Genomic DNA, 22,854 nt, shown 5'->3' on the forward strand with positions numbered 1-22,854 from the left:
TCAGGTGGTTTTTCTATTTATTCTTGCATTACGCCCCGATTTTTAGCCTCAAACTCCGCATAGAAGTCATATGCTTCGTCCCAGCTTTCATAGTCTTTATCGCCTCTATGGTCCGGCAGATCATAGTGCTCAGCCAGATACTCAGCGAGATATTTCGTATATTTTTCCGATCCGAGCATGTTCAAATGTCTGGGATCGTAGCAATCCTTGCTCCAGTCGATGCCCAGCTCCTCATTCATTTCCTTCGTGTTGAAGTTGATCACCTCATATCCGCGTTCCTGAACCAGCTTAACGGTTTGATTGATTCTCCCCACTTCTTCCGCGACCTGCTCCGAATATGGCGAGAATACGAACAGTACCTCCGCGTCCAGCGTATCACAATAGTCCATCAGATCGTTCAGCAGCTCCTCCGCTTCTTTATAAAGGGGTTCTGTCTGCGTCGTATACACAGGAGGTTTTTGCGGTTCCTGTTTCAGGGATCTGGCCTTGCTGACAAAGAATCCCTTTGTTTCCTGCATTCTGTTCAGCTGCAGCAAATCCTTAGTAGTCAGATCACCTCCCTGCCAGCGTCCGTGGTATTTTATAATCGGGAAATAGTAGTTTAGCTTTTCCGTATCTACGCCATTGTCCCAGCCCTCCGCATAATCTACGGCGGCATTGATCGCTTTTATCCGGTTGAGGTTAAAGTGCATACTGTCCGTAGCTCTTCGGATGCCCACCTCTTCAATCTTATCCAGGCTTTCCGTCACTTCCCTGAGTTCCATGATATATACTTTTGGGTCCTGGGTCTTTTCTGCTTCCTCTATCAAGTATTTGTACAGCACCATTGGCTGTCCTGATGTCGCCAGATCAAACACCGCGATTCCCGTCTCGTTATATGCCAGCGGGGCATTCCAAAACCGATTGGCCGCGCTGGAGCCCAAATAGATTCCATCCAGCGAATTTTCTTTTTCAGCGTAGAAAGTGTTTAAAACCCGCCGGTTCTCATCAGACTGTGAAAGACTGAAAGACTTGTTCAGGCCAACGAACGCTATCAGACAGATTAACAGAAAAATGATCGACCGTACACCGTCTCTTTTTGTCATATATACTCCAATCTTTACTTAATCATAAAATTAAAATCCTCGATATATAAAGGAACTGGCATCATAGCCCGGACCGTATATACCAAAGATGAAAATCGCCACAATGGCAGCAAGATAGATTCCCCATCTGAATAAGATATTCTGCCTCGCCAGCGCTTCTCTTATTTTCCAGCCGTTCTCCTGCATCAAACTGATTACGAACCAGATCGCGCACAGGAAAAAGATCAAAGCAAAATCCAGCAGAGTCAGGCCAAGATTAAAGATATCCCCGTCCAGTACAATACTGGGATTAAAGACCAGCATGGATTTAAACATGCTGACTGCCGCTGAGAAAGACGCGGCTCTTGGGAGCAGTCTGCCGATTACAATCAGGAAAAAAGTTCTTCCTATCTGGAACAGACGCCAGCTGAATGCCTTTGTATTAATCTGCAGCAATTCCGCCAGCTTGACAAGATACGGTTCCAGAATCATGCCCAGAATAATAATTCCCCCGTTATACAGGCCGTAGGCAATATATTTGAATTCAGCGCCGTGCCACAGACCAATTGTAAGAAAGGTCGCCAGCTGAGCTACCAATACGGGAAACAGCTTTCCCAGCCGGTCGCCCAGGGTTTTCCGAAGCTTCTTCCCTGCTTTTCCAAATGTCTTGGAAAGGGAAATGGGGTAGAAGATGTAATCCCTGCACCAGTTTCCCAGGGTAATATGCCATCTCCTCCAGAATTCTGAAATGCTGTCGGAGAAATAGGGCCTCTGGAAATTATTGGCCATATCAATGCCCATGATCTGGGCAACGCCCCGTGCGATGTCAATTCCGCCGGAAAAATCTCCGTATATCTGGATGGAGTAGAACAACAGCGCTATCACGATATAAAAGCCCTGATATTCCGTATAATTGTCAAAAACCTGGCTGACTAAAATCCCTACCCGATCCGCGATTACCAGCTTTTTCACGAAACCCCAAAGGATCAGCTGCGCGCCAAAGGTCAGATTTTTATAGCTGAAGGCATGTCCTTCATACAACTGCCCTGCCAGCTGATCGTAACGGCTGATCGGCCCCTGTATGATCTGCGGAAAAAAAGATACAAAAAGTGCGAATTTAAAAAAGCTTTGATCTGCCTCAAATTTATTTCGATATAAGTCAATAATATAGGCGACGGACTGGAATGTATAAAAAGAGATTCCCAGAGGAATCAAAAAACCGGCGTCAAAATGGATGCCCTCGAATCCCAACGCCTCAATATAATAGCGAAAATATTTCACAATGGCCAGTACGCCAAAATCCAAAAGCAGCAAAAGCGCAACGATCCGTTTTTTCTTCTTTTGGGAAAGTGCCTTCTGCGCCTTTTTTTCGTCTCTGCTCAGACGGTCGCCGTTCTGCGCGATGTATTCTTTATATTCCGCGTTCTGTTTTCCGATGCGCTTTCCGCCCCAAAAAGTGACAGCCGTAGTAAACAGCAAAAATATAAACGTCCTGGGGCTGGATATCAGGTAAAAAACATAGCTGGCCAGAAGCAGAACGCCCCACCGGTACCTTTTAGGAATCGCAAAATACAGACATACAACGGCCAGGACAAATACTAAAAAGTAAAAAGATGTAAACGCCATTTTTTATATTAACCCTGCGCTTTCGTAATCAAGTCCACCATCGCATCTACGGAATTAAAGTTTTCCGGAGTCAGATCTTCGACCGAAATTTCGATATCGAATTCCTCATTGAATTCTCCCACAATGGCTACAATATCCAGGGATTCCAAAATTCCGTCATCAATTAACTTTGCGTCGCCTAAGAAATCAACATCGCTCCTGATGTCCTTTAAAATTGCTAAAACAGCTTCTTTCATTTGTAATACCTCTCTTCATGTCAGTCTGTTCTTGAATAGGCGAAGTCCATATCAAAAACAAAAAAATATAACGTCCTTCTTTGGATCTAAAAACACCCTACAGAATACACGCTATCCACACATAAAGATATGTTATCATTCTGCATTTGTCAAGTCAAGCGCCATCACTAAAACTACAAATATTCATCAAAATAGTTCACATTTCCCGATATTTGAGTAGCACAAACGCATTTTCCTATGTTATACTTATACACATGTATCATGTGTATAATAAAGCTTTACATAAGGGGGAAAGTACAAATGAAAACGTTTTTTAAGTCCATGACAATCAAGAAATGGATCTTGATTGGAATTATGATTGCCGCAATGTTCTTTATGACGGCACAGAGAGAAGCCTTTAATAAGGACTATACATATAACTTCGGCCCTCCTGCAGATGAAAGGCAGGAGCAATCCTTAATCGACCATCCTGAGATCCTGGAAACTTTTACTGCGGAAAAGGAGCAGTTGAAGCAAATTTCGTTGAAGTTTGAAAATGTCGGCCGGGATGCGGCCAGGGGAAGCGTCGTCGTACAGATTCGCGATAAAAACGGGACTGCGCTTGCTTCCGCGTCGCAGCCTATCGCACAGGTTCGTACGGATAACCGTCCCACGCTTTTCGACGTAAACATCACTTTGGATAGCGGGGAAACTTATACGATTGCCGTACTCAACGATCAGATTTACAACGAAAACGGCGTTTTTCTTTACGAAGGCCATAAGGAAATCTATACTGGTTTCAGTTATCGGAACCTCTTTATGGTATATGCGTTTCTATTGATCGGCATTATTCTTGTTGCCATCCCGCTGGATGATGTTTCACGCAAATTAAATAAGAATAGGGATAAGGAGATTAACCTGCATGTTCTGATCTCCCGGATTCTTTTCTTCGCTTCGCCGATTGTGGCTTACTGGGTTGTGGAAAAATTTTCGGGATACCCCTTAAGTAAGTTTTTGTCAGGCCTGTTTTCTCTGACCGGATTGCTGAATATTTTCATTTATGCCTTTATCTGGTGGCTATTATATGCGATTTTGAACCGTACCAAGTACACCAGCCTGCTTCTATGTCTTCTCGGATTTGTTTTCGGTTTTATCAATTATCTGTTGACCATCTTCCGGGGCTGCCCCCTGGTCGCTACTGATTTCAGTGCTCTCGGCACTGCCATGAACGTAGCAGCCACTTATCAGCTGACCTTTAATTTATCAGCGCTTTGGGCGATCACTTACACGGTTATATTCTGCTGTCTGGTGCTGTGCCTGAATTCGTATAAGGGGCTTCACTGGAAAAAAAGGATTGTTTTTGTTGCCGTGTGGATCGGCCTGGCCTTTACCTTCAACAGCCTGTTCTTCCGCAGCTCTTTCATAAAAGACCATGGAATTCGGGTAAGCGTATGGGAACCTAAGAGGAATTATTTCAAGAATGGTTCCGCCCTTTCCTTTGTCGTTACCCTGAGCTATTTTGTGGTGGAAAAGCCTGACGGTTACTCTGCGGATGCGGCAAAAGAAATTGCCTCCAAGTACCCTTCCGACAAGGGTGCGTCTAAGACTTCCGACACGAAGAAACCAAATGTCATCTGTATTATGAATGAGGCTTTCTCCGATCTGTCGGTTATTAAACAGTTTGAAACATCGGAAGACTATATGCCGTATATCCACAGTCTAAAGAAAAACACGGTAAAAGGGAACCTGTATGTCTCTTGTTTCGGCGGGACTACCGCAAATACGGAGTTTGAATTTCTCACCGGAAATTCCATGGCCTTCTTCCCGTTCCGCTCAATTCCTTACAATAATTATATAAAGGAAACCATACCGTCCCTGACCTATACCCTGGATGCGCAAAACTACAGCGGCGGTAAAGCGGTTCATCCCTTCCGCGGCAATGGATGGAACCGGGATGTGGTTTATCCGTTCCTGGGGTTCAAGGATTTTCTGACGATTGACGATTTTGAGTCACCAAAATATATCCGAAACTATATCTCGGATGAGACGGATTTTGATAAATTGATTGAGGAATACGAAAAGAGCAAAAAAGATGATAAAGACGATCCATTCTATATCTTTAACGTAACCATGCAGAATCACGGTGGATATAATGAGTCTCTGGATACAGTGAAAGATGTGGTTGAGATCAAGGATTCCGCGATCAAAACAAGCCAGGCGGAGCTGTACCTCAGTGTGGTAAAGGAATCCGACGCGGCGTTTAAAAAGCTTACAGACTATTTTAAATCTGTGGACGAGCCAACGATTATCGTTATGTTCGGCGACCACCAGCCTAAAATTCCGGACGAATTTTATGAAGCTTTATACGGCAAACCGTTAGATTCTCTGACATTGGAAGAAACGGCCCGCATGTACCAAAGCGCTTACGTTATCTGGGCAAACTACGATATTCCGTCAGAGACGAAAGACATGAGCGCCAATTACCTTTCATCCAATTTGCTCGAACTCATGGGTGCGGATATGACCGGGTACAACAAGTATCTACTGGAGCTGCAGAAAAAGGTTCCTATACTGTCTTCCATCTGTTATATAGGAGATGATGGGAAAATGTACAGCCCCGGTGAAAAGTCCAAATACAGTCCGCTGCTTAACGAGTACCAAATCCTGCAATACAACAATATGTTTGACTCCAAGAAACGAATCAGTGACTTCTTCTTTATTGAAGAACCTGAAAAATAGTAACAAAAAAGCAAGATGCATAACCGATCAAAGCATCTTGCTTTTTTCTTATTTTTTTAATATGGTTTCCAGTATCCGGTCTGTGGCATGTCCGTCGCAGGACCGCATAAAACGCTCTCTGAAAGCCTGCACCTTCTCTTGATCAAACATCGTGTCGAGATTCCGGATATAATGGATGATTTCCTCCGTACTGGTCAATACCGGGCCCGGAGCCAGTTCGTGATAGTCATAGTAGAACCCTCTCCAGTCAAAATAGGTATCCAAGTCATAGGCAAAGAAAATCATCGGTTTTCCAAACAGGGAATATTCAAACACCAGGGAAGAATAATCGGAAATACAGATGTCCGCAGCACATAGCAAATCTTCAATGTCCGCGCTGCGGGTTACATCTATGGCAAAGGTTCCCTGGTATTCCATGGGAATCTCCGGAACGTTTTTTACAATCGGATGGTGCTTGATCAGCAAAACATATTCATCCGTCAGAGCTTCGGCAAGCCGGCCCACATCTAAATTATCAGGTCCTGTCGCTTTTGCTACGCGTCCCCGAAAGGTGGGCGCATACAAAAGGATTTTCTTATCCCTTGCCTGGGGAACCATTTGATAAATCCGCTCCCTGGCCTCATGAATGAAGTCCTGGTCAAAGAATACGTCCGTTCTGCTGACGCCAATGGGCTTTACCGCCTCATCCTTATCGTCCAGATTCATGGCTTCTTTATAGGCCCATACAACCTCCGGACTGCTGACCGTAATCAAGTCAAAGTTCTTGTACATCGGGTATTTTTCCAACTGCTTTCTCGTTCCGCCGAAAATATAGTCGGCGGTGCTGAATCCAAAGCGTTTGAAAGCGCCGCAGCCATGCCAGGTCTGTACCACGGTTGTTTCTTTTCTCTTCCGGACCGCTCCGATTACGTTATTCGCCTCTGCTACAAATACAAATTTCGCAGTCGCCATATCTTTTACAAAAGCACTGGCGTTCCTATACTGCTGTCGATATCTGGCAAAATCCTGTCTCAGAAAGTGGTCATGGATTTGATATCCGCCCAGCTGCTCGAACCGGTTGCGTAAAACAATCATGCTATTGCTTATGTTTTTCAGTCTGGCTTCAACGAAAATCACCTTGTTTTCCTCAACAGGTTTCCTGCTGTAAATTCGATATTGGATCGGGAATACAATTTTTCTGGTGATAAACTTATATCCCTGCCGCAGGGTTTTATTTTTCCATCTCCGAAAACGCTGGCTTAAAGTTACCACAGGCAGATCCTCTTTCTCCAATGCCTCCAGCCGCTTTGCTTCCTGTTTTAACTTGTGTTTGTAAAACAGCTTGACTTTATGACTCTTGACATTTACCAGAATATCCGAATCACTCATGGTTGTAACCATACTCAGCTCGCCGACTTTTTTGTATCGGGAATTGTTGTACAGTCTGTTCATGTCCGCTGCCGGATCGTTGGAGAAAAGCACCTTTTTTGCCTTTAATGCCTGTACATGGAAAAGCTTGTTTCCCCACATCCAGTCCAGCTGATTATAGGGAGTACGAATTTTTTGGCTCACAAATTCCTTTATGAAGACAGTCGCCTGACTTTGCAATTCCCTGTATTGCCCGGAAGTCATTTGCTTTAAGGAGACCGTGATAAAGTCAGGGATGCTGTTGTTATCGCCTTTGCCGGCGATCGCGTCATACATCTGCTTGATCAGACGCCTGGGTACAATCATGTCTTCGTCGATGAAATTAACGAATTCCCCCTTTAAAGAATTCAGCGCGTTTTTCTTAAAGGCCGCAATATCCTTCTCCTTAGAAATAAAATGAAAATTCTTCTTCTCTGTCCAAGCTTCATTAATATGCCCTTTTAAATTTTCATGGGCCAGAATTTCGAAGGCCGGGAACTCCTGATTGTATAAACCCGCCACAATAAGATCTGCCATATTCTCAGAAATCCGATCGGACAGGACAAAACTCATGACAGGCATTTCACTCACCTCATCGGCAGTGAGCAGCAGCTTCTTCTGCAAAGATAAATCTTTATTTCTCTCCAGGATATGGGATTTCCAGGTCTGCGGAAAAATATGATCCTTGAATTGGCGGACATATTGTTCCACCAGTTCAAAGGCCGGAAGCTCCAGTTTCCACAGGAGCCTGTAATATTCTCCCAGAAGGCTGGTCTGAACAAATCTGGCATATAAATTCGAACGGTAATCACGATATGTGTTTTCAAAGGCTTCCAGTTCTATTTCCCTTGTTTTGGGATTCTCTTTCAGCTCATCGTAACGCCTTGCATAGCTTCCTTCGACGGTCGAAATCAGCCGTTTAAAGACCGTCAGTAAATCTTCAAGGGCACTCAGGTTCGCGGACTGCGTCACAGAATGCCCCTCCCAGAAAGGCCTGCGCAGGTAATGGTACACGACTTCCTTGCATCCGGTAATGGTTTTGCATCCGTGGACGAATTGAAATAAGAATACGCCGTCTTCCCCGTGCGCCAATGCTTCAAAACGCAGGTGAAGCTGTTCGATAACTTCCCTGCGAAACATTTTATTGCATACGGAAAAGGACCAGTTGAAGCTTTTATCAAATACGTCGATCTTTTTCTGCTTTGCGAGGGCTTCCGTAGGCTTTATAACATAGGATTCCCCCAGGTTAAAGAGTTCCATCTTGCCGATAATCAGATCAGCCAGTTCCTCTTTTGCAGCAGTGAACATCGCCTTCAGCGCATCTTCCGGTATATAATCATCCGGATCATAGAAAACCACATATTCACCCCCGGCCATCTCCAAGCCTTTATTTCTGGCGGAGGAAACGCCCCCGTTTGGCTGCTGGTAAGAATGGAACCGCTCATCCTCCCGGCAAAACCGGTCGATAATCTGCTGCGATCCATCGCTGGATCCGTCATTGATTATAATAACTTCAAAGTCAGTGAAGGTCTGATTCCTCACTGACTCCAACATTTTTTCTATATAGTTTTCGACATTGTACACCGGTATAATGACAGAAATTTTTGCCTTCATCTGCTATACCTCCGCTTACGCTTTTTTCTTTCTTATGCTCTTATCATAGACTTCAATGGCCGCGTCGATATCATCATCGTAAATAATCTTTCCGTTCTTCATGACGATTCCACGCTTGCAAAACTCCTGAGCGGTTCCTGTCGCATGGGTGACAAAAAGCAGTGTCACGTTGTCTTTATGAATGATTTCATTCACCTTCTCGATACATTTATTTTTGAAGGAAACGTCTCCTACACTCAGGGCTTCGTCTACGATCAAAATTTCGGGATTGATATTCACATTAACCGCAAAGCCTAAGCGGGCTTTCATACCGCTGGAATAGGTCCTTACCGGCTGGTCGATATATTCTCCGATCTCGGCAAAGTCCACAATGGTCTCTTCGAGTTCTTTTATCTCTTCATCCCGCAGGCCGGAAAGCTGGCCTTTTAAATAAATATTTTCCCGACCGGTAAATTCAGGGTCGAATCCGGATGTCAGCTCCAGCAGCGCGCTGACCCTGCCATCGACATTGACATCTCCCTTTGTCGCATAAGCTACTCCTGTAATGATTTTCAATATTGTAGACTTTCCGGCTCCATTTTTTCCAAAAATAGCTACGGATTCTCCCTGCTCAATTTTAAAGGAAACATTGTCCACAGCTTTTTTTTCTTTATACGGAATTTTCTTTGTGAATACGGAAAGCAATCTCATTTTGTCATTTTTATAGAGCTTGTAGATCTTTGAAACGTTTTTAAATTCGATTACTGTTTTACTCATATATGCTTACTCCTATAACACGTCCGGGATTTCTTTGATCAGCTTTCGATAGCTCCATACTGCCGCTATCGTCATAATCAGAAAGATAATGCAAAAATAAAGCAGACTGCGCGGCTGTTCCCAGAACCAGATCTTATAGATAAATGTATTTCTGTAGCCGGTGGAAACATAGGTCACTGGATTAAACATCAGCAGCGTCTTCAGCCATCCAATGTCAATCTTATGCACATCCCACATGATACCGGAAAGCCAGAATATCGGAGTCACAATGGACTTCACTAAGTTGAGGAAATCTTGACTCACAGATGACAGCATTGCCGAAAACAGGCTCCATTCAATGAAAAACATCAGCATCGCAAGCATGTAGAACGGCAGCTGCAGGAGATAGAGGTCCGGCAAGTACCCAAACAATGCGAATATGACTAACGTAATCCCCAGCAGGAACAAATGCACGGTAAACTTTGAGAAGCTCACAAAAGTCGGAATCGTTGAAACCGGGAACTTCATTTTTGTTACCAGGTATCGATATTTTCGAATAGCTCCCGCACCCTGGGTAATCATCTCACTCATATAAAACCACGGTACCATTCCCGCAATCAGCCATAGAATGTAAGGGAAACCGGCAACCTTGCCGCCCATACGCAGACCTATGGAAAAAGCGAACCAGAATACCAATATGGTAATGGTAGGTTTAATGATGGCCCATGCCCATCCCAGAGCCGCACCGCTGTAAGTCTTCACAATATCAGCTTTGGCCAGTTTAAAAACTTGATGCCTCCATTCAATATGCTCTTTTAAGATTTCTCGTACTGTACTCATATTGCGCTCTCAATACCCTTCCTTATTTATTCCAAACCATAATCGTTTTACCGCCGGCTTTATGGATATCCGCTTCAAAAGCCTTGGTGAAGTCCTTTATTTCTTTTATTTCAACCACATCTCCCACTAAATTCTCCAAATACTGCACGACCTGCGGATTTTCTTCATACAGCCTGATGGTATCTTCAAAGTCTTTTCTTCCGCTTCTGCTGCTTCCGAATACTCTCAGCCCCTTTTCCAGGATCATTCTGGTATTAATCGGCACCGGGTTCTCTGATACGCCTAAAATGGAGATGGTCCCCTCCGGGTTGATGTAGTCAATAATCTGATTGATTGCCTTCGGTGAACCTTCCCCTCCAACGCACTCAAAGGCGTGATCGAGAACAACGTTCTCGGGGATCTCATTTACATGGTAGGTAGCGTCAGCAAATGTAAAATCAGAAAGCTTGTCGTTATTGACACCAAAGATATAGAGGTTGGCATCCGGGTAACGGTATCTTAAAAATACCGATGTAATAAACGCCAGGTTTCCGTCTCCCCATACTCCGATATGAGCTCTTCTTTCATGGGAAAACCTGCCGAATCTGGTGATTGCGTGGTAGCTCACAGATGCGATTTCTGTAAAAGCGGCAACCTCTTTATTGATGCCTTCAGGCAATAAAATCACCCGGTCTCTGTTCAGCGCTACGTTGTCCTGCATGAATCCGTCAAATCCGCTGGCCCTGAACTTGCTGCTCCGCAAATAATTTTCCGCGATAATTTCATCTTCTTCTACGGGCGTATTGGGGATCATTACAACGTTCTGGCCCTTTTTGAACTCGCCCTTGGGATCGTAAACAACTCTGCCTATACCTTCATGGATCAGCGCCATGGGCAGCTTTTTCGCCAAAACTTCCGGAGCCCGCTTTCCCTGGTAATATCTCTGATCGGCATTACAGATCGACAGATGCGTCGGTCTCACGATCACCTGGTCGCCGAACAGATCGATGTCCGTAAATTCGATTTCGAATCTTCTTGGCTCCACTAATCTATATACTGCGTTTAACATTTATTTTTCACCTTTCAATAATGATTCTGCTACTGTCAAGTCATACGGGTAGGTAATCTTAATGTTAAAGGTTTCTCCCTCAACCAGATACACCTTCTCGCCCTTCATGACAAAGATCTTCGCCGCATCGGTCAGAATCTCTTTTTCTTCTTCAGTCAAAGCTTCGTACAGTGACTTGAGCTTCAAAGCGTTAAAGCTCTGCGGAGTCTGCCCCTGGTACATCTTGGACCGATCGGGAATCTGGCTGATCACTTCATTATCTATTGCCTCAACGATCGTATCCGTAGCCGGGATCACCGTATCGCAGGCACCAAATTTTCTTGCAAACTTAATGTTGTCCTGAATGATTCGATAGGTCAAAAACGGCCTTACCGCATCGTGCGTCACAATGATCGTCTCCTCATCAAGTCCGTAGTTTTTCTCAATATATCGGATCGAGTTCATTACGGTCTCGTTTCGCGTCTCTCCGCCTTCAATAACAACGACTCTATCTGTATTTTCAATGTGCTTTTTCAGCAAATTCTTTGTATGTTCAATCCATGGCTGCGGACACAGCACAATGATCTGCTCAAATTCATCGCATACAATGAATTTTTCCACAGTATGCACGATAATCGGCTTGCCGCCTACCTGTAAATACTGCTTTGGTTTTTCCGCGTTGCCCATTCTCTTGCCGATCCCTCCGGCCAGAATAACTCCAAACTCCATGTTTACCTCCTATTCATCCAATAAACCTATTAAAAAATCTGTCATCTCTTTTGTACAGTTTGATTGCTTTTCAATGTATTTATCCGCAAAGTCTTTGACTCTCGCCGGTTCCCCGCCGTTTTCTTCTATCATGCGGATAATTTTGTCTGCCTCCGTCTCTATCATGCCCGGCATTTCCTGCTGGTAATCAATATAGAAGCTTCGATTCCGCATATATTCATCCAGATCAAACGCATAGAAGAAAAGGAGCTTTCCCTTCAGCGCCGCTTCAAAGGTAACCGCGGAATAATCGGTAATGACGAAATCGCTGACCGACAGCATGTCCAGTGTGGAAAAATGCCTGTCCCAGATTGCCTGGCTGACATGTATCTGTCCTTCGGTCAGCGGGTGCAGTTTTATGATCAAATTATATTTCTCGTAATCTACGGCGTCTACTAAACGATTTACCGCATCAGACATATCGAATCCCTTCCGAAAGGTCGGCGCATATAAAATCGTTTTTTTGGTTTTCAATTGCGGATACGCTTCATAGATCAATGCCGCCTTTGTCCGGTCACGTTCTTCATCCAGCAATGCATCTACCCTTGGCAGAGACATTACCGTAAATTCATCCTCCCCATAGCGAAACGCTTCTGAAAACGCCTTTATGCAATGAGGGCTGCTGGTAAAGATATAGTCGTAATTTTTATGCATACGCATCAGCCGCGCTATAGACAAGCTGCTTCCTTCCGGCTGATCGATAATGCTGTATCCAAACTTTTTCAGCGATCCAAGCGCGTGCCACATCTGCACAACCGCTAATGATTTCCGATGATGCAGCAGACTGGCCGCAATGCAGTAGCCATCCAGAACGAGCACTTTCGAAGTTGCCATATAATACATCTGTTTAAATATATGAAAACAGTAGCCTAGTTTCTTGCCCAGGCCTGGTTCCAGTTTTTTACACAGTACCACAGCGGAAACGCCTCCCTGCTCTATCCTGCTTTCCAGCATACGGATATCCAAAGATGGTGAATTGCTCTGCCTGCTAATGAAGGTTATTCTGTTTTTTTGGGGAAACAGCTTTAGAAAGAAATAAATCGCTTCCAGTACAGCTTTTCCCGCTTTTATGATTAAATCTCTCATATCATTTTAACCTTTACATTTTAGCATACTCTTCTGGAAACTACAACCATTGATGGGTGGGTGAAATTTCGGTCTATTTTACCGCGACTTTCTTCTTAAAAGCCTCGAAGCTTATTTGTCCGTTTATTTTTACTCGGTAAATGTCATATGGAGGATCCGTGCGCCTTGCTTTTCTATACTTTCCGAAGCTAAAAGCCAGCTTATACCCGCTTTCTGAAAAGGCAGTCACATAGTCCCTGGAATATTGGCCGTAAGGGTAGGCCATGTATTTAAATCCAAATTTCTTGTTCTGCTCAAAATCGTCCCTGAGTTCGTCCAATGTTTTACTGTACATAATTGGCGTAATAGAGTTATTAATGTACTCATGCAGATCGTAGGAATGGCTCTGGAACTCTAAATTCGGATATTCGGCTTTTACTCTCTTAATTAAATCCTGTCCGATAAAATATCTGTTGTTTGATTCTTCATAAGCCGGGGTGGCCTCCTTGATTCTGGAGCCCACAATAAAGGCCGTGCCCTTAAATCCATATTGCTTTAAAATCGGCAATCCCAGATAATACAATTGATAGTCCCCATCGTCAAAAGTGAGGACGACTGTCTTTTTTGGATATTCCCTATTTCCTGAATACCAATCATAGAACTCATCCATGGATAAGGTTTTGTATCCATTATCATGCAAATATTTCATCTGTTGCCTAAAATCTTCTATAGAGGCTACCCATTGTTCATCTGCAAAATACATTTTTTTCACCTTTTCTGAAACAAGGCGATGAAATGTCAGCACTGGAATTTCATCAGCATATTTGCTTCTTACGGTAATCTTCACTTTTACAGCCTTACCACTATGGGCTCTTGCGGTTACATAAGCAGTCCCGCTTGCTACTGCTTTTACTTTTCCGGAAGAAGATACTTTGGCAATTTTATTATTGGAGCTCGTCCAGTTTATCTTTTTTGAAACAAGCTTTTTCTTTGGCAAAATTTTGACCTTTAGTTTAAGGGAGTCGCCTTTATTTAACGTATATGCTTTTTTATTTGATTTAACTGCTGTAACGTTATTCTTTTTTCTACTTTTCGTGCTGCCGCTTACGGTATATGTATATGCGCTATATTTCTTTTTCCCGTTTATAGTTGTATAGGCGCGCATCCTGAACTTTTCAGTTTTTCCCTGCTTTATTTTTTTGACAACCGCACTTTTGGTTGTCTTTTTCTTAATTGTTTTTATCTTTTTGAACTTTTTCTTCTTTTTATTATATTGATATAAGACATAGCCTTTTGCATTTTTGTCAGCTTTCCATTTTAGCTGAATCGAATTTTTATTTTTAGCCTGCAGCTGAAAGTCTTTCGGCGCTTCAAGTCTTGTCTGCGCATAGGTTCTACTCCCGCTAGAATAGAAAGGGGTGCAAAACCCCAAAGCTAATGTAAAAATTATCAATAAGCTCAAAATTTTATTCTTCATTTCTGTTTCCCCCTGGCTTGTATCTTTACAATAAGTTTGTTATATCTTGTAGAAAGCTAAACAAGAACAATTCTTGTATTGATTTAAACATAGATGTCCTTGCAAGGCCTCTAAGCTCTCCTAGCTCGGCAATAGTTCATTTAAAATCTTCTCAATTTTCCAAAAGGAATAAACGCACCTGCTCATCGAATGAATACAGGATATCCTTACTTCACTCCTCTTTAAATGCAAAAAATCGCTGTCCCAAGTAATTGAAACCAACAAACAAACACATTCCTGCTAACATAGCGATATTTTCCTGAATTGCTTTGGGCTGTCCTGACAAGAAGCATAATACTGCAGGCTTAGCAATGCCATATGCCAATAGATAACATATAGCTATATTAACTGTAAAACGGGCTGCGCTTTTTATCGTTGAACCTTTATGCTGAAAAGTAAAATGTTTGTTGAGAAAAAAGCTAAGAATACTTGTCAAAATATAATTTGCCGCCGAAGACACCCAATAGGAGCAGCCTGCAAAATTATATAGACCAAACATAATCGCAGTTCCAACAATTGTATTTATAATCCCTACTATAATAAATTTAGCCAACTTGATGTCAATCAGTTTTTTAAACATATCTACCCCTTACTTTTCTTTGTAGTCTATTTCCTTTAGTTTTACATTTAAAGGGATATCATAAAACAATTTATATCGCTCTTCCCACATAGGACCTAAGTCCGGCATTGCCATCCACAGGTAATTCTCATGCGGGAAGTGGGAGAGTTCCGCCTCTGTTCGGCCACTATTTGCAGCAGCCTGTACATTGTCAACTCTTTGGATATCCACTTGATATATAGGGATATATATTCGAAACAAATTAAACAATGCAAGGAATAATGCGATTAGCGCTACAATTGGCATCTGTTTTTTCATTTTTAATATACCAAAACACTCTATTACAAAGTAACAAAATAAGACATACGTAGGGAAAAAACATCTGCTTTGAAGCGGGGTTACTGCCAGCAAAGGCCCCGTCATGATTGCAATTGAAAATACAAGAAAAATCAATTTCTTTTTTAAGGTCCTATCAAACACAGCGCTGAAACAAAATAAAATTAAGCAAAAACAAAACAGCAATGTTATAATCCCATCAAAATGTATTGATCCGATATTTTTTCTTAAAAAAATCATAAATATATTGGCAACAAAACTATATACACATGCCGCCTCAACCATAATGGTACTAAAAATAGCAATCATCCTAAACCTACTTGCTTTAATTTGTTCCCTATATTTCCAGAACAGCGATACTACAGCAAAGAAAATACAAATATTTAATATAAAGTTACTCAAAAATAGCTCTTTACCTATAACCTTAAAATAATTCTCTATTGCACGGGACACTAAGCCACTGCCTTGTGCAATCGTACGGTATTTGCACTCATCCGCATCGCTTGCAATCAGTCTATATGCTCCGTTAGAAAACATGTATGCTGCACCTATGGCCACACCTATAAAATAGCTTAAGTAAGCAGTATATACTTTTCTATATTTATAAAATGTGTATATTACAATTGCAGCTCCCATAAATAACATATATATGGTTACATGTTCCATAAACAGAGCAGAAACAAACGCAAATAGCAACATTGCAACTGATGTCGAAAATTTATTATTCCCTGGAGGATCTCCACTTTCTAATAACGAATAGCAATACCTTAAGTAAATTAAAACCAATACAACTGGAATAGTATAATTAGAAAAGCCGGAGGTCCAAACGATTGTCTGTCTCATTAGAAATTTAGGTATTGCTGCAATCAATAAAAAACAAACTACTGTATTGAAAAAACGGTTTTGCCTTTTAGGGACTATCAGATATACTATTCCCGTTAAACAGATCGCCTCAAATATCGCTTTCACAAATCTACATCTCGTTAGAATTAGGACTGCCAGATTTCCTGCATATCTACCATTATAATTCTCAAACCATGAGGACAGCCGTTCAAGGCCTACTGAACTTCCCCACGCCCAATCATCTCCGGTATATGGGAATATATAGCACAACCACACCAAGATCAAAAACATTATGCTATATAAAATCATCAAATTAAAATTCTTAGTTTTTAAACTTATCATTATTTACTGCTGCCTCTCCCTTAATATTACTCTCTTGTACAATATAGGCCGGTCTCTTTTTTACTTCGGCATAAATACGGCCTACATACTCCCCAATAACGCCCAATGAAATTAATTGTACCCCGCTTAAAATAGAAATCAGTAACACCGTCGTAAAGTAACCTGGCACATCAATTCCATTAATCAAAATACTAATAAATAAATATATTAAGTACAGAATACTAATAGTCAGTAAAATCCCCCCCGCATATAGACATATGCGTAATGGCTGTACATTAAATGACATTATTCCATCAATCCCATAGCTTAATAATCGTTTAAAAGACCATTTTGTTTCACCAGATACCCTCACCTGATTTTCATATTCAATATAGGTTTGTTTAAAGCCAATCCAAGAGAAAATACCCTTTGAAAATCGGTTTGTCTCTTTTAACGAAATCACCGCATTCACAGCAGGCCTGCTCAACAGCCTAAAATCCCCTGCTCCATCTACCATTTGAACGTCCACAGCTTTGTTAACAATCTTATAGTACAAACGGGCAAAAAATGTACTTCTCTTAGAATCTCCAGTTCTGCTTCTTTTGGCGATTACTTGATCATATCCTTGCTCATATAATGATAGCATTTGGGGGATAAGTTCAGGAGGGTGTTGTAGATCCGCATCCATAATAACAACACAATCTGCAGATGTATATTCAAGAGCTGCCAGCATTGCTGATTCTTTTCCAAAATTTCTGCTGAAAGAAATATACTTAACAGAGGAATCCCGTATTGCCAGTCCCTGAAGTTTTTGCAGTGTTTGATCTTTACTTCCATCATTCACAAAAATAATTTCATAGTCAAATTCTGTATTGTCAAGTGTCATCAAGCATAATTTGAGTTTTTCATAAAAAAGTTCAATTACTTCTTCTTCATTATAGCAAGGTATGATAATGCTTAATAATTGTTTTTTATTAGTAGTATTCATAACAACCTCTATTAATTTATATTATTCCATTGACTGTAGCTTTTCCAGTTTTCATAAGGCAACATGTGTTGAAAGGTTTTACCTTGATTCTGTGAAACGAATCCATGCACAAGCTCTATTTTTTCATTAACCGCTTATTTTCCAAAGGAATCAGGTTTGCTAAGGGAGACAAAGCTTCTTCAGAATCCATATCATTCAATAAACTATATAATTTTGAACTCGAATAATATCTTCCAAAGTATATTAGCTTCTCCTCTAATGCGTTATTTTTACATTGTTCTGTTACATTGTAGCTTGTAAGCTTATGATGAACATGCCCCTACTCATCTTCAGAATTATACGTTATGATTTCATCCCAATCTTTATATGAGATTAAACATATCCATACGACTCTTCTTTCTATTGTAACTCATAGATATTCCCCCTATCTACATATCAAAAATCCATTTACACACATGTTCCGTGGAATGCCCGTCGCAGGCTTCCATAAATCGCTTCCGAAAAGTCTCCCGCTTATCTTCCATCATGTCTTCGTTCTTTATCGCTTGAATCAATCCGGCCTGTGTTCTTACAACCGCTCCGTACACATAATCTTCAAAGGGATAATAAATACCCCGATCGGCACTGTATTCCTCCAAATCGTAAGTATAATAAACAATTGGCTTGTCCACCAGCAGGTAGTCAAAAATTACGGATGAATAGTCTGTAATCAAAACATCTGTAATCAGTAACAAATCATTTATATCCCGGTTCTGGGAAAGGTCCATATAGAAGTCGTTAAAACCTTCTAAATTATAGACATCCTTTCCCTGGAGAAGGATATTGTTATACGCCGCAGGATGCCATTTAAAGACAAAAACATATTCATCGCCCAATTGCTGATAAATTTCTTTTAAATTTATCATATCAAAGTTATAGGCTGCATCCCTTACTTTTGTACCTCTGTAAGTGGGAGCAAACAAGATTACTTTCTTCCCTCTGAATTGCGGGAATTCATTATACAACTCAGTCTTCTTCCGGCCAATGTATGCCTTATCAAAAAAGATGTCCGTTCTGGGGATTCCCGTTGCCCGGACTTTTCCAATGTCAATATCGAAGGCTTCTGCATAACATTCACGAATTGAGTCAGCGCTAGTTATTGCCTTGGCATATTTCCGATATCCTTTATGAATCCGCAGATTACCTTTTTCATTTTTCAGCCTGCTGAACCCAAATCTTTTGTATGCCCCCGCACCATGCCATAGCTGACATATTTCCTGCCCTTTTCTCACATGCATGAATCCAATATAATCAAAAACGTCTTCCAGCAAAATATATTTTGCCGTAGATAACTGTTTTGCAATTTCAACAAAATCGGCTTTTGTCGTTTTATCCGTTCGTTTCCTTTTGCAGAATACCTGCCGGTCATATCCTTTACCTTCAAGGTAGTCGTAAACATCTTTCAGGTTTCCGCCCAGTTCGTTTCTTACGTCAGAAACGAAAAAGACCTTTTTTTCGTTAACCTTATACCGAAGTTGAAAAAACAAACTCACAAACTTGAACATAATCATTTTAACTAATGTTTTCAGCTTGCGCAATACTATTCGCATCAATGAGATTTACCCCTTTCCGCAACAAAGAGAAGCAGTGCACCAAAATGGCACTACTTCTCTTTCACTACATATTATCCATATCCAAAATGGCCCTGTATACTCGTTCACAATTATTTTTATCTTTCCAAGCAAAAAATTGATTTACCCGTTCTATATACTGCGTTTCCATTTTACATCCATTCTTAACTGATTGTATGATTGCGGCAACTGTATCTTCATAATTATAGCATACAGGGCCAAATCCGTCTCTTTCATACTCAAAATATCCCTTATCGTAAGAATGCCCGGCAAAAAATGTGTCGTGATCGAATTGGCTGTAAATAATAGGTTTTTTCATATATGCAAAATCAAATGCAACACTTGAAAAATCCGTCACCATTAACATATTCTCCCTAAAAAGCTTTTGATAATCCGCCTCTTCGTCAGCAACCTTTATCACTTCATTTCCTTCGAAATCTTTTATCTGACTAGAAAAAGCCGGATGTACATAAAATTCTCCTGTATACCCACATTTTTTTAAAACTTCTAAAATTCTATTATCATTTATCAGCCCATTAAAAAATTCAAAATACCTTGATTTCTTAAATTTTTCTGAGTACTCTCTAATAGAAGTCCCTTTTATTACTGGGTTAGCAATTTCTTTTCTCCATGTAGGCAGAAACACAATTTTCCGCTCAGCTTCGCTTGTCAATTTATCGAACCTAGGCAGTCCTGTCAATTTGACTTCATTCTCCGTATAGCCATAATCACCGAATATAATAGAATTATATTCCTCCTTTGCAGAAGTTACAAATATATGAATATTTTTTTTAAATTTATGCAGCCAATCCGACAAATCATCCTTAATGATCCCATGCTGTAAGAAAATATAATCAAAATCGTAAAGATCTCCAAAATAGGACTTGTCTTCTCCAAAAGCATTGATAACCCAATCATCCGCATGCGCCGATATTATTTTTTCAGCTCTTAGAAAATATAGTTTATATCTCATCGAACCGATACGCAATACACTCCCCAGAGCTTTCATACGTGGATAGTCCACACTGCTTTTATCAATTGCAAAAAATATTTTTTTATTCTGAGTCTTTTGCTTCATTAAGTATGCAAATAAAGCCTCCCCATTGTCTCGAGCCATATCCGTTCGATCAGAAACAAGCCAAATATCTTTTCTGCTGAAAGCCTTTCCTAAAAGAGCCATTGCCCTATAACAAGCCACTTTCCATTTTCGATCCTTTAAAACGCTGTTTTTCAGATACCGCATTTCTGAAGCCAGCAGTCTTTTTTTTGTTCTTGGTATTATTTTGATCTTATTGTTTCTATACTTAACAAGGAAGTTTTTGTGAGCATAATAAGTGCTTTTTTGTTCTTTATCAATTTTCGCAAAACGTCCAAAAGAAGGGGATAGGACAATCTTTTCTCCATTTTTTTTAATTAGAGCGAATTCTACCCAACTAACCTCCTGCACAGGGATTTTCAATCGGAAACCAGTCCCTGTCAAAAGCTTTTCACCTGAAAACGCATATCGATCCTTTTGTAAAACGGGATAAAAGGCTGGGGCATACTCTTTTCCGTGGTCATCTTGTACCTGCAATGAATACGCTTCCCCCAGATAACCAAGCTGGTAGCTTCCTTCTATATGCAGTATTCCGTCTCTTATTTGCATGTTAGTTAAATACAGACGGTATTTCGCCCTTAGACTGAACAAGTGTGTACCTTTATATTGAATCTTCCATCCGTTAAGGTTTACATCCTGCAAAATATCAGTTTCATATTTTAAGGATAGAGCAAATATCTTGTATACAAAATTAAGGCTCCTTTGCTGCGCAATGATCTTATCATCGATTTCTTTCAGTAGTCCAGTAAGACAGTCTTTATACCAATTACGATCTTCTTCACTAAATGACAGAGGCATCACTGTTCCTAATCGCCATTGTAAATCATACATAACCAGATATTGAATATAAGGTATAACCGTCCCATATTTTTCTTTCGAATATTGAAACAAATTTTTATAACAATACTTCGGAGTATCGAAGTACCATGCTGGAGATGATGTCATCGTATTGATTGCCGAGTCCTCATTGATCCTTTTTCTATAATAATACACAGCTTCACGTACAACCCCGTACTTTTCTTTCTCCAATAATAGTTTTGATAGAAAAATCGAATCTTCAGAAAAGCGCAGCCTTGTATCAAATTTATAGTCTTTCAATGCGGATGCCTTCAAAAAAACCGTTGCTGTTGATAGTTGCACATGATCGAATTCTTTGTGGATATCCACGATATGCGTTTTGCCGAATTTATAATCGAGTGGATGTTCAAAACCCTCTTTGCCTTCAAAATAACAATATCTTCCCGCCACTATATCAATCTGATTAAAATTTTTCTCAAAAAATGAATATATATTGCTAAACGCTTCTTTATCCCATTTATCATCACCATCAAAAAAATTAACATACTTTCCTTCAATAGAGGGAATTCCCGCATTTCGAGCACTGGAAACGCCACCGTTTTCTTTTTCTAGATAAATAATATTTTTTGGATATTGTTCTTTATATTTCTTACATATTAAATCAAGATTATCTGGGCTACCGTCATTTACAAAAATGAGCTGAATATTATCCTCGAATCCCATTGTTTGACTTATAATACTGTCAACCGCCTCTTCAAGATATCCTTCTATATTATAGAGCGGCATAATAACAGAAACTTTATATTTGTAATCCTGTGTCATAAATCTTTCCCTTATACTTCTATGATCGACGTTTTAAATATTTCCCGTATTCACTCATGGAAATACGCTCTCCCAGCCGCCTCATTTGCTCCTTAGAAATAAAACCATTTTTATAGGCTTGCTCTTCAATACATCCTATATATTGCCCTTTCTTTTGCAGTGACCGAATCGCAGAAGCCGCTTGAAATAAACTATCCGCATTTCCAGCATCAAACCACAGCAAATCTTTTTCGAACGGGATCACTTGGAGTTGCTGTCTTTTAAGATATTCTAAATTCACATCCGTTATTTCCAGTTCTCCTCGCGCTGAAGGTTTTAATCCCTTTGCGATATCTACTGCCTGTCCGTCATAGAAATAAAGACCTGGAATAATATAATTCGATTTTGGCTCTTGTGGCTTTTCTTCAATTGAAATAGCTCTGCCATTTTGATCAAATTCCACAACTCCAAAAGGCCTTGGATCTTCAACCCAATAGCCAAAAACTGTTGCACCAATACTTTTGTCATATGCAGACTCTATCATATTTTTTAAATTCGGATGATAAAAAATATTGTCGCCCAGCATTAAACAAAAATTATCTCCATCGATAAATTTCTCACCAATCAAAAGTGCGTCTGCAATTCCTCTGGCTACAGATTGTATTTCGTAAGTTATAGAAATGCCCAGCTCACTCCCGTCTCCTAGCAATGTCTCAAAAGCAGTTTCCTCTCCAGGGGGGATAATTATTAAAACCTCATTGACATTCGCCTGTAATAATACCTCCAGTGGGTAATAAATTAAAGGCTTGTCATATACTGGGAGTAATGGTTTACATACTGGTTTAGTCATGGGATACAGGCGTGTGCCCTTTCCTGCTGCCAAAATAATACCTTTCATAAAACCCAA

The 22,854-nt window shown here is 40.7% G+C and carries 17 protein-coding genes; 1 reads left to right on the forward strand and 16 read right to left on the reverse strand.

Annotation, left to right across the window (positions count from 1 at the left end):
- Positions 1–17: 17 nt before the first annotated feature.
- The 3 genes from NE619_RS00755 to NE619_RS00765 are packed head-to-tail and all read right to left on the reverse strand — an operon-like array spanning position 18 to position 2,926.
- Complete coding sequence (locus NE619_RS00755) at positions 18–1,085, reverse strand: hypothetical protein (RefSeq protein WP_256130458.1); 1,068 nt, start codon at positions 1,083–1,085, stop codon at positions 18–20.
- A gap of 30 nt (positions 1,086–1,115) precedes the next feature.
- Positions 1,116–2,690, reverse strand: coding sequence for an MBOAT family O-acyltransferase (locus tag NE619_RS00760; protein WP_256130459.1), 1,575 nt, complete (start codon positions 2,688–2,690; stop codon positions 1,116–1,118).
- An 8-nt stretch (positions 2,691–2,698) separates the two neighbouring features.
- Positions 2,699–2,926, reverse strand: a complete 228-nt coding sequence (locus NE619_RS00765) for an acyl carrier protein (RefSeq protein ID WP_256130460.1) — start codon at positions 2,924–2,926, stop codon at positions 2,699–2,701.
- Positions 2,927–3,226: 300 nt separating this feature from the next.
- Here NE619_RS00765 and NE619_RS00770 point away from each other — a divergent pair, with 300 nt between their 5' ends.
- Positions 3,227–5,644, forward strand: a complete 2,418-nt coding sequence (locus NE619_RS00770; RefSeq protein WP_256130461.1) for an LTA synthase family protein — start codon at positions 3,227–3,229, stop codon at positions 5,642–5,644.
- Positions 5,645–5,692: 48 nt separating this feature from the next.
- Here the strand turns inward: NE619_RS00770 and NE619_RS00775 are convergent, their stop codons facing one another.
- The 13 genes from NE619_RS00775 to rfbA all read right to left on the reverse strand — a co-directional run bounded on the left by NE619_RS00775 (position 5,693) and on the right by rfbA (position 22,845).
- The gene (locus NE619_RS00775; protein WP_256130462.1) at positions 5,693–8,644 is read right to left on the reverse strand and encodes a bifunctional glycosyltransferase/CDP-glycerol:glycerophosphate glycerophosphotransferase; all 2,952 of its coding nucleotides are present in this window, start codon (positions 8,642–8,644) and stop codon (positions 5,693–5,695) included.
- 15 nt (positions 8,645–8,659) lie between these two features.
- Positions 8,660–9,400, reverse strand: coding sequence for an ABC transporter ATP-binding protein (locus NE619_RS00780; protein WP_256130463.1), 741 nt, complete (start codon positions 9,398–9,400; stop codon positions 8,660–8,662).
- Positions 9,401–9,412: 12 nt separating this feature from the next.
- On the reverse strand, positions 9,413–10,219 hold the full coding sequence (locus NE619_RS00785) for an ABC transporter permease (protein ID WP_256130464.1): 807 nt from the start codon (positions 10,217–10,219) through the stop codon (positions 9,413–9,415).
- A gap of 22 nt (positions 10,220–10,241) precedes the next feature.
- The gene (locus NE619_RS00790) at positions 10,242–11,267 is read right to left on the reverse strand and encodes a ribitol-5-phosphate dehydrogenase (RefSeq protein ID WP_256130465.1); all 1,026 of its coding nucleotides are present in this window, start codon (positions 11,265–11,267) and stop codon (positions 10,242–10,244) included.
- Positions 11,268–11,975, reverse strand: coding sequence for a 2-C-methyl-D-erythritol 4-phosphate cytidylyltransferase (locus NE619_RS00795; RefSeq protein WP_256130466.1), 708 nt, complete (start codon positions 11,973–11,975; stop codon positions 11,268–11,270).
- A 9-nt stretch (positions 11,976–11,984) separates the two neighbouring features.
- Entirely contained in the window at positions 11,985–13,100 is a 1,116-nt protein-coding gene (locus tag NE619_RS00800; RefSeq protein ID WP_256130467.1) for a CDP-glycerol glycerophosphotransferase family protein, read from the reverse strand.
- Positions 13,101–13,173: 73 nt separating this feature from the next.
- On the reverse strand, positions 13,174–14,556 hold the full coding sequence (locus tag NE619_RS00805) for a polysaccharide deacetylase family protein (protein WP_256130468.1): 1,383 nt from the start codon (positions 14,554–14,556) through the stop codon (positions 13,174–13,176).
- Positions 14,557–14,767: 211 nt separating this feature from the next.
- The gene (locus tag NE619_RS00810) at positions 14,768–15,175 is read right to left on the reverse strand and encodes a GtrA family protein (RefSeq protein WP_256130469.1); all 408 of its coding nucleotides are present in this window, start codon (positions 15,173–15,175) and stop codon (positions 14,768–14,770) included.
- Between the two features lie 9 nt (positions 15,176–15,184).
- On the reverse strand, positions 15,185–16,675 hold the full coding sequence (locus NE619_RS00815; RefSeq protein WP_256130470.1) for a DUF6056 family protein: 1,491 nt from the start codon (positions 16,673–16,675) through the stop codon (positions 15,185–15,187).
- Complete coding sequence (locus NE619_RS00820; protein ID WP_256130471.1) at positions 16,656–17,642, reverse strand: glycosyltransferase family 2 protein; 987 nt, start codon at positions 17,640–17,642, stop codon at positions 16,656–16,658. Before NE619_RS00820 ends, NE619_RS00815 begins: the two co-directional genes overlap by 20 nt.
- Positions 17,643–18,070: 428 nt before the next feature.
- On the reverse strand, positions 18,071–19,231 hold the full coding sequence (locus NE619_RS00825) for a CDP-glycerol glycerophosphotransferase family protein (protein WP_256130472.1): 1,161 nt from the start codon (positions 19,229–19,231) through the stop codon (positions 18,071–18,073).
- 67 nt (positions 19,232–19,298) lie between these two features.
- Positions 19,299–21,968 (reverse strand): bifunctional glycosyltransferase/CDP-glycerol:glycerophosphate glycerophosphotransferase, encoded by a 2,670-nt coding sequence (locus NE619_RS00830; protein WP_256130473.1) that lies wholly within the window; start codon positions 21,966–21,968, stop codon positions 19,299–19,301.
- Positions 21,969–21,987: 19 nt separating this feature from the next.
- Positions 21,988–22,845: a glucose-1-phosphate thymidylyltransferase RfbA gene (gene rfbA / locus NE619_RS00835; RefSeq protein WP_256130474.1), complete on the reverse strand. Its 858-nt coding sequence runs from the start codon at positions 22,843–22,845 to the stop codon at positions 21,988–21,990.
- Positions 22,846–22,854 lie beyond the last annotated feature (9 nt).

The sequence above is a fragment of the Anaerovorax odorimutans genome, from assembly GCF_024459955.1.
Taxonomy (GTDB): domain Bacteria; phylum Bacillota; class Clostridia; order Peptostreptococcales; family Anaerovoracaceae; genus Hominibacterium; species Hominibacterium odorimutans_A.